Raw genomic sequence first — 13,575 nt, 5'->3', positions numbered from 1 at the left:
CTCTAAATAAATAAAACGAGTACAAAAAAAGCCCTGATGATTCAGGGCTTTTTAGTATCAATGAGATTATTTACCCCAAGGGTTACTTGGATCGGCTGAGGGAGCTCTGTTAGATGATTTACCAGACGTAACGCGCTTTTCATAACCGCTACTATTACGACTACCATGGGCTTTAGCTGAACTTTTAGGGCCTTTAGCGTTACGATTTGCTTCAAAATTTTCGGCCGCTTGGGCGTGCATTCTCGCGATAGACTCAAAAGTAAGCTCCATTGGCTTACGCGGCACTATACCTGCAGCAAAACCCCGTTCACGTGGCTTGAGATCAAACTGATCGCCTACTGCTTTAGGCATGCGCTTATATCGATATAAATAAAAATTTTCGACTTTTTCACGGGCCCATTCGGTTTTTTTCAAAAACTTAAGGCAACCTTCAATCGAAGGATTTAGGTTAAAACATTCGAGTTTCAATGCGGCGTATAAAATTTTCCAATCATAACATTCAACCAGTTCTGTTATTAATGTTTCAAGCTTAAGTCCATGTAATGGATTGTTTTGTTGCTCTTCTACCATGGGTATTTCCGATGTTGTCTTCGCTGCCAACGTGGCACATAACACTATAATAGCAACAAAGCATACTGCGCCGCTAATTAATCAAATCACCGCCAAGTATTTAACGTTTACGAACAACATTGAATGTCATTTAAATGCGTTCAAACTTCAAAATATAATCGGCTCACTTCATGGGCATTTATCGGCCGTGAAAAGAAATATCCTTGGGCGACATCACAGCCATGTGCAACGAGGTAATCAAGTTGCTCTTGCTGCTCAACGCCTTCTGCGGTGACTTGCTTCCCTAACGAATGTGCCATGCTGATCACTGCATTTATCACAGCTTGATCTTCACTGGATTCAATTAAATTACGAATAAATGATTGGTCAATTTTTAAAGTACTTGCGGGTAGTGACTTAAGGTAACTCAGTGACGAATACCCTGTACCAAAATCATCAATAGCGACTTGAAAATCAGCCTTGGTTAACTTTTGTAAAATCTCAATGGCTTGCTCTGGAATAGCCATCAAAGCGGTCTCGGTAATTTCTAATTTAAACCAACTCGGTTTTGCCCCAGTTTTAACCACTAAACTGAGTAAATCTTCCGCAAATTTAACGTTCATTAGCTCAAGAGCCGAGATGTTCACCGACACTCTTTTAAAATCATATCCTCGTTTGTGCCATTCCACTAACTGTAAACATACGCTATTGACGACCCAATCACTTAACGTAAATATTAACCCTGTGTCTTCTGCAATAGGGATAAATTCCGCTGGTGAAATAACACCTAATTCAGGGTGTTTCCAACGCACAAGCGCTTCAAAGCCGGCTAATTGACATTCAGGCAAACGCATTAAAGGCTGATACACAACAAAGAGTTGAGGTGTCAACAGATCATCATTTACAAATAATGCTTTACTTAAATTTTGCTCGATGACATGACGTTTTTTATTGTACAACGCCATTTCTTTATTACAAAAAGCCACACAATTAGGGTTCTTTTTCGCTTCATAAAGAGCAGAATCCGCATGACTAATCAATGTCTCGGCATTAAGACCATCTTGAGGGAACAAACTTATCCCTACCCGGCAGCCAATAATGATGGTTTGTTCAAGGAACTCAAAATGCGGTTGAAATGCTTCAATCAACTCAATAGCCATTAAATTTGCATCTGCAGCAAGAGTATTCGGCAACGAAATACAAAACTTATCACCCGCAAAACGCGACACGACAAAGTTACCCTTTACGTGTTGTTCAATTCTCGAGGCAGCCTGATTTAAAATATAATCGCCTGCAGTATGACCAAAATTGTCATTAATCACTTTAAATCGGGTCAAATCTAAAAATAATAATGCCAAAGATTGGCCGTTATTTTTACAATTTTGAATGTCATCATCGAGTAACTTTTTAAAATAGTAACGATTAACCAATCCAGTCAAATCATCATAGTGTGACAAATAAAACAGTTTATCTTGTTGCAGTTTTCTCGCAGTAACATCATGTGCAATCCCTTCGCACCCAATGCATTTGCCATTGTCATCATACATGGGGCGCTCAAGAACTTCGAAGGTATGAACATTGCCTTTTGTATCATTTAACTCAATTTCAAACGGTGCCAGAGACTCACCTTGTAAAATACGTTCGACATAACTGGCAACATCCTGATTTTTAGGACTGTCTGTTAAAAATTGATGATAAAATCCCCCTTTACCTGAAACTGGATGCCCAAGGATATGTGTTAAAGATGGGCTGACATAACTGACAAAGCCCTTGGTATCGTGTTGATAGAAAATATATTCATCTTCTAATGACTCAACCAAACCCCGATAACGATTTTCACTTTGTGTAAGCTGTTGGGTGCGATCAGCCACTAATTGCTGCAAATTATCTTTAAGATCTTTTAGTGCTAAATTCGCCGCTTCAGCATTTTGATTAGCTTTAACCAAATCACGGTTATGTCGCTTGGCTTGTAAACCCCAAATGCTTAAAAGCAACATCAACAAACCAGAAATTAAAGCAAACTCAATGAGCTCAGTATAATCCTTAGGGGCTTTAATATTGGCGCCCCATGCTTCATTCAGGGCTTTTTTTTGTTGCGAAGTGAGTGAATCAATCCCTTTTTGAAAAATACTCGCCAATAACGGCTTAGTTTTACTTACCGCAATGGCATCATTAGCGTTATGTTTTTCGTAAAATGCAGCAATTTTTAAATCGTTATAGGCATACTTTAATTGAAAGTAATTGGCGGCGGCTAAAAAGCTAATGGTGGCATCGGCTTGCCCCGCAGCAACTAATTCAAAGGCTTCACGCATAGTATCAACATAAACAGGTATGATATTCGGGAACTCTTCCCCAACACTGTCGGAATATTGATACCCTTTAACCAAAGCAACGGTTTTATTAGCGATATCTTCTCGGTCGGTAATGTGGTGATTATGCACTTGCGTGATCACCACTAAAGACTTGTAAATGATGGGTGTAGTAAAAAAGTAAGCTTGTGCACGCTCAGGTGTTTTTACCATTGTTAAAATAGCATCGATATTGCCTTGCTGTAAATTTTCAACAATGTTTTGCCATTTATGCTCGTCATCAATGACAAAATCAATGCCTGTTTTAACACTGATTAATGATAAAATATCAATCGCTAGCCCTACAAGTTGATCATCTTCATTAAAATAACTGTAAGGTGGGAAATAGCCGTCAACACCAATATTAACCACAGGGTTTTCAGCTAACCATTGTTGTTCTTGTTTGGTTAACACAATGGAGGATTGATCATTCTCGTCAATATTGTGTGCAATCAAAGTCGGCGACAAAAAAAGGAGCAGCATTCCCACAACAAGCAATGTAATCGCATTAGTTTTGACTCTCAAAACCATAGTTAGCCGTACTCCATTGAATCTAAAAACAGTGAAAACATCACATTAACAATAAAAAATACACATTATGTTAAAACACAAGGTCACAAAATACCGGCGTCATCATCCATAATAAATGAAATACACAACGTAAAATTAGTAAGCTGTAATATATTGAGATTATAAGCGTAAAACAGTTGGTTAACGTGAAAATAACTCAGCACGGCACTTGTTTTACTTATTGTTGTGAATCATTTCTCAAAAATGAACATTTTTTATTAATTCAAACAAACAGCTGTTTGGTTTTCTGCTGGCTGTTATTAAATAAGTCACTCACAAACATGCCAGTTAAACAATAATTAAAAATCTTTTTCACACAAAGGAGAATAGTGGTGGCTACAACTCATTAATACAATGTTGAACACCACAAAACACTCAGGGCTAATTCTAAAAGGTATTTAACGTATTAGGTCTATCGATAACTGGTGGGTTTGTTAGTTATAGGTCAATGGCGATACCCACTACAATATTAATTGATGAACAAGGCATCGTGCGCTGGATAGATCAATCAGACGATTCTCGTCTTCGCGCCAGCAAAGATAAAGTCCTTGGCGCAGTAAATCGCATTTTTAGCTAACTCATTCTTAACCAACAGCCGCACATTATGTGGTTGTTGGTTCATCTCCTAAAACCTAAGTAACATAGATAATAAATCGACAATCGAGCACTTCCCTGTATAATCCGCGACCTTATGTCTTAAGCCCTATCAGTCTTATTTTCACAACGCTACTGTTTGTCGATAACGATGCTGTACCACTCTATGGAAACTTGTTTTGATTTCTACCGCTAATATTACTATGCAGTTTGGCCCTGAGCCGTTGTTTGAAAACATTTCGGCGCAATTTGGCCATGGCAATCGTTATGGCTTAATTGGCGCGAATGGCTGTGGTAAATCCACATTCATGAAAATTCTCAGTGGCGCGTTAGCCCCAACCTCTGGCAACGTATCTATCACACCAGGTTTAAAAGTGGGTACATTAAGCCAAGACCAGTTTGCCTTTGAAAAATACAGCGTAGTTGATGCCGTGATCATGGGTGACGTTGCGTTATGGAAAGTCAAACAAGAGCGTGATTTCATTTATAGCAAAGCCGAAATGACCGATGAAGATGGCATGCGTGTTGGCGATCTTGAAAGCGAATTTGCTGAAATGGACGGCTACACAGCAGAAAGCCGCGCAGGTGAAATTTTATTAGAAGCAGGTATCGAAGAGTCATTTCATTTTGGTTTAATGCAGCAGGTCGCTCCAGGTTGGAAATTGCGTGTGTTATTAGCACAAGCATTGTTTGCCAACCCAGATATTTTGTTACTCGACGAACCCACCAACAACTTAGACATTCATACCATTAGTTGGTTAGCAGAAGAGCTAAACAAGCGTAAGTGCACCATGATCATCATTTCGCACGACAGACACTTTTTGAACTCAGTGTGTACTCATATGGCCGACATCGACTACGGCGAATTACGTATTTACCCTGGTAATTACGAGTACTTTCTCGAGCAATCAAGCCTTATTCGTGAGCAACTATTAGCCGGTAATGCCAAAAAGAGTGCTGAAATCGAAGAGTTACAAGACTTCGTTAACCGTTTTGGTGCTAATGCTTCTAAAGCCAAACAAGCCAGCTCTCGCGCTAAAAAAATGGATAAAATTAAACTTGATGATGTTAAATCATCTAGCCGTATTACCCCATCAATTCGCTTTACCGAATCGAAAAAACTACATCGCCAAGCCCTAGTGCTTGAAGAGTTAGGTCATGGTTTTGATGAAGTCTTATTTGAACATGGCGACCTCATCTTAGAGGCGGGTTCTAAACTGGCGATTATTGGTGAAAACGGCGTCGGTAAAACAACTCTACTACGTTGTTTAGTCAATGAAATCCAACATAATCATGGTCGCATCAAGTGGTCAGAAAATGCCGCCATTGGTTACTGCCCGCAAGACAGCAGTGCCGACTTCGATAATGACATGACTTTATTTGATTGGATGTCGTTATGGCGTACACCAAAACACAATGATTTAATGGTTCGCGGCATGTTGGGTCGATTGTTATTTACTGAAGATGACGCCAATAAAAAAGTGCGTAATTGTTCAGGTGGTGAGAAAAACCGTCTATTATTTGGTAAGTTAATGATGATGGATATTAACGTACTGGTAATGGACGAGCCGACAAACCACATGGACATGGAAGCGATTGAAGCATTAAATCAAGCCTTGAAATTATTTGAAGGCACTTTGATATTTGTGAGTCATGACCGCGAATTTGTATCTTCACTTGCTAACCGTATTATTGATTTAAAAGATAAAAAACTGATTAACTTCCAGGGTACTTATGATGAATATCTTGCAAGCCAAGCAGAGGTCGAAAACAAGTCATAACGGCTAATAAGCTTGCGATTCATCGCAGTTAGCGATGTAATGAAGGCCTTTATTGATGGCGTACTTAAGCCACAATAGAGGCCTTTTACTTTTAAACCAGATGACCATCGCGGTTTAGCAACATCGTATAGACGTTTACCCATCCTTATTAACGGACTAACAAAGCGAACCTATCATGAAGAGAAAAATCGAATTACTGGCACCCGGTGGAGACGTCGATGCAATCAAAGCGGCAATCATAGCCGGCGCCAATGCCGTATATTGTGGCTTAGATACCTTCAACGCACGTAACCGAGCGGCTAACTTGTCGTTCGATGACTTAATCGGAGTGATCGCCCTAGCCCACCAATACCAATGTGAAGTCTTCTTAACCATGAATATTGTTATTCTGGAAAACGAAGTCCCCACCTTAGTTAAATTACTTAATCAACTGGTTAATACCGGCATCGACGGCATCATAGTGCAAGACTTAGGGTTATTTAACCTAGTCAGCAAACATTTCCCATCATTAGCCATTCACGCCTCAACCCAGTTGACGACACATAATGAAGGTCAAATTGGTTTCTTAGCCACCATTGGCGCCACGCGTGTCAATTTATCGCGTGAGTTAAACCTGGGTGAAATTAAAAGCCTCACCACCGTGGCACACGATCATGGTGTACTCACTGAAGTGTTTGTTCACGGCGCATTGTGTATTGCTTTCTCTGGTCAGTGTTATTCAAGCTCAGTGAGTGTCGGTAACTCAGGTAACCGCGGGCGCTGTAGCCAGGCGTGTCGTGACGAATATGAAATCACCGCAGCAGGAAATAAGTTTCCGTTGAATTTAAAAGACAATTCAGCCTATTTCGATTTACCCGAATTAGTCGATGCTGGGGTTGATTCATTAAAAATTGAAGGCCGAATTAAAGGCGCGCAATACGTCCACACCGTGGTAGACACTTGGCGCAAGCAAATTGACCAGTTTGTCGACACCGGCAAGTTATTGGCCGACGACTCAAACCTATATAAAGTGTTTAACCGCGATTTTACCAACTCATTTCTAAAAGGTAATCTCACCAAAGACATGTTTATCGACAATCCGCGCGATAACAGCTTTAAACATGCCAACGACGTCAGCAATGCTATTTCTGTGGTGCAAATCCAGGAAGCACAACACACATTATCAACCGCTAAAGATGCCATCGTTGAATTGGTTGCTGAAAAAATTAACCATTTAAGCATCGCAAAACCGTCTTTAAACCTCGCATTTGCGGGTAAAGCGGGCCAAACATTATCGATTACGGTCACCACGCCAGAGCAGCACTTTGTGCTTGAATCAAGCTCTGCGCTCACACAAGCGACGGAGTCATTTATTGATGAAGCAGCAATTGAAAAACGCTTTAAGACTTTAAAAAGCACAGGTTACTCGTTACAACCGTTTAATTTCGATAACCTAGATACCGATTTAACACTGCCGTTTAGCCAACTCACGCAGCTTAAAAACCAATTATTACTGCAACTTACACAGCGGGAATACATTGGCGCAGTTACATTGCCCAAGTTAATTAAACACCCAAAAGTAACCGAGACACCAACCTTATCATTGCTAATCAGCGATGAGAAAGACATTCATTTATGCGATGTTACCGATGCCGACATTTACTTTAAACTGCCAGAAAGCTTTAAGAAAAACGACAATAAATACATCGACATATTTTTACGTAACCCAAGGTTAATCCCGTGGTTTCCGGCCGTATTGATTGGTAAAGACTACACAGAAGCAGTGCGACTGTTAGAAGCGGTAAAACCTGCACGTATTGTCAGTAATAATACCGGCGTGGCATTTAAAGCCTGTGAAATGGGTATAGAATGGATAGCTGGGCCATTTTTAAATACCACTAACTCATACGCATTACTGACACTGCAAGAGCATTTATATTGCGCCGGTGCGTTTATTTCTAACGAGATTAACCGTAATCAAATTAGAAACATCGCCAGACCGAAAAACTTTAAATTACTCTACAGTATCTATCACCCCATTTTGATGATGACCAGCCGCCAATGCTTTTTCCAGCAAACGGTAGGTTGTAACAAGCCCAGTATTGAAGACGGCTGCATGCTTAAATGTGAAAAAGCCACCACCATTACTAATGTTAAAGGCATTTCATTTGCGGTCGACAAACAAAAAGGTGGCTACCCAAGCATATATAACCATGAACAGTTTTTAAATATTGAAGCAGTAGAAGACTTATCCCACTTATTTGATGAGTTCTTTATTGACCTAACCAACATAGGTTCAGGTTCAAAAGCAGAAATAGACAAACTGCAATTGGTTAACCATTTTGAAAACGTGCTAAAAGGTGTCAGCGAAGCCAAAGTACAACTTAACCAATTAGTGACAGTGTCAACCAACGCACAATATCAACAAGGGTTATAAAGCCGACCGCATTTAGCCCACCCCATTGATTCAGTATCAACTATATCAACCTAAATGGTAACAAGATGGCTGAACGGATGGGGTATGTGATACGCTTTTGATCGATGTAAGTTTAAGCAAATCAATAGCTAAAAATCACAATATAAATAAAAAAGTTAACAAAAAAGAAGTCACGATATGAATAATGACATCGAAATAGTCGATCTGCTCCGTGAGCGTATTCCCTCTTTTGAATGCAAACCTGGCTGCCATGATTGCTGCGGGCCTGTCACCACTTCATCTGCTGAAATGGCCAGATTACCCGTTAAAACCGATGCGCAGCATGACGCCGCACTAGCGGAATGGAACTGTGTGCATTTAGGCCCGAATGGCTGCGAAGTCTATGAACAACGGCCGCTCATTTGCCGACTCTTTGGTACGACCCCTCGGATGCCATGCCCCGAAAATCGTGCTCCAGAAAAAATGATCGACAGCAAAACAGAACAACAGATCCATCACTATATTGCCAACACACGCCAGGTATTGGTGTAAAGCTTTGATTTAGTCAGCGTAAATTAACCCAATACCAGTGCGATCATCGTAATAACAGCGTTAACAACAGCAAAAAGAGAACACATCATGACACTGCCTGTGCTCTACTCATTACGAAACTGCCCTTATGCAATGCGCGCAAGGTTGGCAATTTATGCATCTGGTCAGCAAGTGTATATTCGTGACTTAGTGTTAAGCAATAAACCCGCTGAGCTACTAGCCGCATCACCCAAAGCCACCGTGCCGGTATTAGTGCTCAAAGCCAACACAGTGACTGGCCAATGTGATGTTATTGATGAAAGCCTCGCCATTATGCAGTGGGCCTTTTCTCAAACAGACCCCAATAACTATCTTCACAGCCAATCAGCTAACGCATTACCCGAAATGCTTGCGATGATCACTCAGTTTGATACAGAGTTTAAAGGGCTCCTTGAGCGATACCGCTGCGCCAAACGATATCATGAACCGACACTCACTACCGATAGACAAGCTTGCGAGCAATATATCAGCAAGCTCGAATTACGCTTAACACAACATCAATATTTAATGTCAAACAACCCTAGCCTCGTCGATTTAGCCTTAATGCCGTTTATTCGTCAGTTTGCACGAGTTGAGCGTCAATGGTACCGACAAGCACCTTACCCACATTTACGCCACTGGCTTAACCACTATTTGCAAAGCAACATGTTCACCAAAGTCATGGCCCAATACCCATTATGGCTAGAGTCAAAACAAGAGCATATTTTTGGTAACAGCCCATCATCACGATAACCGTCTTTCTACAAACACATCACCACCAGAGATAAACAATCCTCATGATTGTGCCAAGTGGTCAACACTTTCGATTAGATTTTGTCATCAAATCCACAATCCCATAAATAATCGACACGGAAAAATTGCATCAATACATCACCAAACTAACAAACAAATCATGCGAAATTGGCATCGTTCTTAGGTCAAAATATCGCCTTGGTATACCGCAATTTAAACGTAAGATGATTTACACGATGTTTATTGTCTGTCGCAAATGCTTTGTGACACTGAAATTAGACACAGGTAATACCAATAATTAAAACGCGGTCAACCAAACACATTACCAAAGCGACACACTTAAAATTAACGAATGTAGCGATTTCGTTAATGCTATCTGGGATTGTGTTTTTTCATTCGTGATAAATACCTACCCATTTAGGGTTAAAATTGGCCGCAAACCCTTGAAGTAGTGCCCAATAAGACAAATGACCACGACATAGACCTTGGTATGACAATGTTAATAATTTGGTAATATAGATTGCATTCACCAACTTCGTGTTATATAAATGTTGCTGTTGAATAAAACAACAAGAATTGGTAGACCGGATTGTCATACCAAATATAAATTCTTTGGGGGGAATTATGAAGCTTAATAAAATAAGTGCATTGTTTAGTAACTCTAAATTTAAAGCGACTAACATTACCATTTTTGGTGCCACATTAACGGCAGTATTAACTATGCCTGGCGCATTTGCTGCTGATACTGAGCAAACAGCAGAAGAAGTAGACACAAGCGAAATTGAAGTCATAGCAGTACGCGGAATTTTTGGCAGCTTAAAAGCCGCTAACCTATTAAAGCGTACAGACAGCCGTATTGTTGACGCTATCGTTGCAGAAGATATTGGTAAATTACCTGATAATAACATTGCTGAAGCACTTCAACGTATTACTGGTGTGTCAATCGAATCCGACTTTGGTGTCGGCGAGTCAGTGACCATTCGTGGTGTATCTGAAAACTTAATACTCCTTAACGGACGCTCTACTGCAGGTCCTGGACGTGGCGGTATTAGCCTAGATGACTTCCCTTCAAGCTTCTTAAAAACAGTTGAAGTCATTAAGTCGCCTACACCAGAAATGATTGAAGGTGCACTTGGCGGTACAGTTAATATGCAAACTGTACGTCCACTTGAACTTTCTGAGCCACTCGTTGCCATCACACTTGACGGCGAATATGCCGACAAAACAGAAAACGTTGCGCCTAACTTCACTGCAGCAATGGGTGATAACTGGGACTTAGGCGACAATGGTACCTTTGGTGCATCGATTAACTTGTCATATCAAGATCGCGAATTACGTCGTGATGAATTCTTTAACAAAGTCACTTTAGAAGACGACATTGATATTGATGGTGACGGCACAGTTGATGTATCTGGCGGCCCTAACGGTAAATACTTACGCCGTACAGAAAGCACTGTTGAACAAAAAACCGAAGAGCGTGAACGTACCGCTTACGGCATATCATTACAGTGGGCACCAGTAAACGAAGACCTTAACGTTTATCTCGACATGAATGCGACAGAATTAGATGGTGGCCAAGCTGCCTACTCTATTCTTGACGTCGGTGGCTCAGTATCACCACGTAGCGACTCTTATTATGACAGTAATGGTCAGCTGCATAATTATGATTTAACCGGCGTACTCACCATTCCTAAAACTTGGAGTGATTTTACCACCAACGAAACAACCTCTCATGCCATTGGTGCAGAATGGGTTATTAACGACAACTTTGAAGTGTCTGGTGAATATTCAATTTCAAAATCAGAAGAGCGCCAAACGGCTTCAGAATTCAACTTACGTCCAATTGAACGTACAGAGCCAACATTAGATTTAGTGACTCACACCAGTACCGGCAGCTCAACGAGTGGTAGTGGTATTCCGTCATATGTGTTTGCTGACACCGGCATGCTTACCAACCCAGACAACCTTGTTTTCCGTGAGTTTTACCACAAAACGCTAGATACAGACAACGAAGAACAAGCGTTACGTTTTGACCTTAAAATCAATGATATTGGCCTCGACTTTGTCACAGCAGTTAAAACTGGTGTTCGTTTTACTGACCGAGACTACACTGCAAACCGCTTTGACCTTAAGCCAAACGGTAACACCTTAAAAGATGCTTATAAAAGAGCCACCAACGAAGACGGTTTATACAGCCCTACTTGGATTGATAACGCCATTATCGCTGACAGCTTTAAAACCATTAACATGGACAACTCTTTTGACCAAACAGGCATTGCCGGACAAAACGACTTACTGACCTACAATGTTTACGATGCTGAAAAACTACAAGATGCTGAAGCAACCTATGCATTAGTACAACAAATGTTAGCAGGCACATCTTATGCGATGGACGGCTCATTAGCTGACAACATGGTAGAAGACACAGGTGCTTACAAAGCCATTAATGAGAAAACCAGCGCAATCTACGCGCAATTCCATTTAGACTTTGAAGACATTTCAGCCGTTGTCGGTGGTCGTTATATTCAAACAGAATTGGAATCAAGCATTGTCGATTCAGTTGATGCCAACGGAAACAAAGTACTTGATACCGGTAAAAATGACTACTCAGACTTTTTACCAAGCTTAAACGTGACTTATAGCTTGTCACAAGAAACCTTAATACGCTTTGCGGCAGCAAAAGTCATGCGTCGTGCTGACTTTGATGAGTTAAGCCCTGCACTGTCTATCGATAACTCGTTAGTAACCGGTACTCAAGGTTCTTACCAATTAGATCCTTACCGTGTAACGCAATATGACTTATCAGTAGAACACTACTTTGGTGACGGCGGTATCGTATCTGCAGCACTATTCTATAAAGATGTTAAATCGTTCACCCAAACCGACAGTAGCTGTTTAGCCGACTCGAGCACCATTTCAGGCCAAAACACCACACAGTGGAACAATATCTGTTTACTTGATACTGCAGGTGAAAGCCAAGGCGACATCATCAATGCAACCGAAGACCAAGGCTTAGCCTATGTCGATGCTGAAAAAGCAGCGGGTCGTACCGGTATTGTGATTGAAACAGACGTTAACGGCGGTAGTGGTGAAGTGCGCGGTTTAGAGCTTGGTTATCAACAACAGTTTAACTTTTTACCTGGTATTTGGTCAGGCCTAGGGGTTAACGCTAACTACACTTACGCAGACAGTGAGCAACCAGACGGCAACCCATTGCTGAATATCTCGAAGCATACTGCTAACACTCAAGTGTACTGGGAAGGTGAAGACTTACAACTACGCCTTGCATACAACTGGCGTGACCGTTATTTAGATGACCAAAGCACTAAGCGTGTACAAACTGTAGGTGCATTAGGTTACAACGTATTTAACCAAAACGACCCTACAGCAGACAACTACGACCCTACTGTAGGTAATAGTTACCGTGAAGCACGTGGACAATTCGACTTCTCTGTTAGTTACGACATCAACGAGCACTTTACCGTTGTTGCCAACGCAGTAAACTTAACAGGTGAGCCAATTGAATACACCACAGAGCTAGGCTCAGTGTGGGCATACAGCGAAGCTGACCAACGATACACACTAGGCGTTCGAGCTAAGTTCTAATAGCCAACAACATAAAGAGCCTATCAAGTTGATAGGCTCTTTTGATTAAAGTGTTTGTTTTTACGTAATGGTATTGTCACAACACCTTATGCCCTAACCTAACATCGTCATCGCATTTGTGCGCAAACAAACTGACAATACACACTGATAATATCAAGCCTTTAGCCATTAAAATAACCGTTAATTAGTGCTAAACGACACTATAAACCCATAAAAGATGACGCGTTAACCTTGTTTGCACAATTTATAACTTGCTGTAATGAGTATATAAAACACACAAAATTGCGACTAAGTTAAGTTTGTCAGTCCAACTGTTAGTAATTGTTTGACAACAAGAGTTAGGTCTATTACCATTTTGTAAGACAGCTTGGTAAGCAGGTCAAAATCCTGCCACTATACGGGTTCAAAA

The 13,575-nt window shown here is 40.9% G+C and carries 8 protein-coding genes; 6 read left to right on the top strand and 2 right to left on the bottom strand.

Annotated features, from left to right (window positions below):
• Window positions 1-66: 66 nt before the first annotated feature.
• Window positions 67-570: a VF530 family protein gene (locus tag PQR79_RS04750; RefSeq protein ID WP_238103810.1), complete on the bottom strand. Its 504-nt coding sequence runs from the start codon at window positions 568-570 to the stop codon at window positions 67-69.
• 140 nt (window positions 571-710) lie between these two features.
• Window positions 711-3,428, bottom strand: coding sequence for an EAL domain-containing protein (locus tag PQR79_RS04745; RefSeq protein WP_238103811.1), 2,718 nt, complete (start codon window positions 3,426-3,428; stop codon window positions 711-713).
• Between the two features lie 487 nt (window positions 3,429-3,915).
• On the opposite strand from PQR79_RS04745, the gene PQR79_RS04740 reads away from it, so the two are divergent.
• The 6 genes from PQR79_RS04740 (at window position 3,916) to PQR79_RS04715 (ending at window position 13,166) form a co-directional block, all read left to right on the top strand.
• On the top strand, window positions 3,916-4,044 hold the full coding sequence (locus PQR79_RS04740; protein ID WP_274408393.1) for a hypothetical protein: 129 nt from the start codon (window positions 3,916-3,918) through the stop codon (window positions 4,042-4,044).
• A gap of 196 nt (window positions 4,045-4,240) precedes the next feature.
• Entirely contained in the window at window positions 4,241-5,842 is a 1,602-nt protein-coding gene (locus PQR79_RS04735; protein WP_238103812.1) for an ABC-F family ATPase, read from the top strand.
• 175 nt (window positions 5,843-6,017) lie between these two features.
• The gene (locus PQR79_RS04730; protein WP_238103813.1) at window positions 6,018-8,258 is read left to right on the top strand and encodes a peptidase U32 family protein; all 2,241 of its coding nucleotides are present in this window, start codon (window positions 6,018-6,020) and stop codon (window positions 8,256-8,258) included.
• Window positions 8,259-8,435: 177 nt separating this feature from the next.
• On the top strand, window positions 8,436-8,789 hold the full coding sequence (locus PQR79_RS04725) for a YkgJ family cysteine cluster protein (RefSeq protein ID WP_238103815.1): 354 nt from the start codon (window positions 8,436-8,438) through the stop codon (window positions 8,787-8,789).
• Window positions 8,790-8,876: 87 nt separating this feature from the next.
• Window positions 8,877-9,560, top strand: a complete 684-nt coding sequence (locus PQR79_RS04720; protein WP_238103817.1) for a glutathione S-transferase — start codon at window positions 8,877-8,879, stop codon at window positions 9,558-9,560.
• A gap of 624 nt (window positions 9,561-10,184) precedes the next feature.
• Window positions 10,185-13,166 carry a TonB-dependent receptor gene (locus tag PQR79_RS04715; protein ID WP_238103819.1) on the top strand — a complete coding sequence of 994 codons (2,982 nt, stop codon included), beginning with the start codon at window positions 10,185-10,187 and terminating at the stop codon, window positions 13,164-13,166.
• Window positions 13,167-13,575: the final 409 nt, after the last annotated feature.

Origin of the sequence: Shewanella metallivivens (assembly GCF_028750675.1) — a bacterium.
In the GTDB taxonomy this organism is placed as follows: Bacteria; Pseudomonadota; Gammaproteobacteria; order Enterobacterales; family Shewanellaceae; genus Shewanella; species Shewanella metallivivens.
The sequence above is the reverse complement of the archived record's forward strand: the minus strand, read 5'-3'. Positions and strand labels throughout refer to the sequence as shown.

Bases quoted from the DNA above. Each gene is read 5' to 3' on its own strand.
- PQR79_RS04725 (WP_238103815.1), top strand. From the start codon at position 8,436: ATGAATAATGACATCGAAATAGTCGATCTGCTCCGTGAGCGTATTCCC.
- PQR79_RS04715 (WP_238103819.1), top strand. From the start codon at position 10,185: ATGAAGCTTAATAAAATAAGTGCATTGTTTAGTAACTCTAAATTTAAA.
- PQR79_RS04740 (WP_274408393.1), top strand. From the start codon at position 3,916: ATGGCGATACCCACTACAATATTAATTGATGAACAAGGCATCGTGCGC.
- PQR79_RS04745 (WP_238103811.1), bottom strand. From the start codon at position 3,428: ATGGTTTTGAGAGTCAAAACTAATGCGATTACATTGCTTGTTGTGGGA.
- PQR79_RS04750 (WP_238103810.1), bottom strand. From the start codon at position 570: ATGGTAGAAGAGCAACAAAACAATCCATTACATGGACTTAAGCTTGAA.
- PQR79_RS04730 (WP_238103813.1), top strand. From the start codon at position 6,018: ATGAAGAGAAAAATCGAATTACTGGCACCCGGTGGAGACGTCGATGCA.
- PQR79_RS04720 (WP_238103817.1), top strand. From the start codon at position 8,877: ATGACACTGCCTGTGCTCTACTCATTACGAAACTGCCCTTATGCAATG.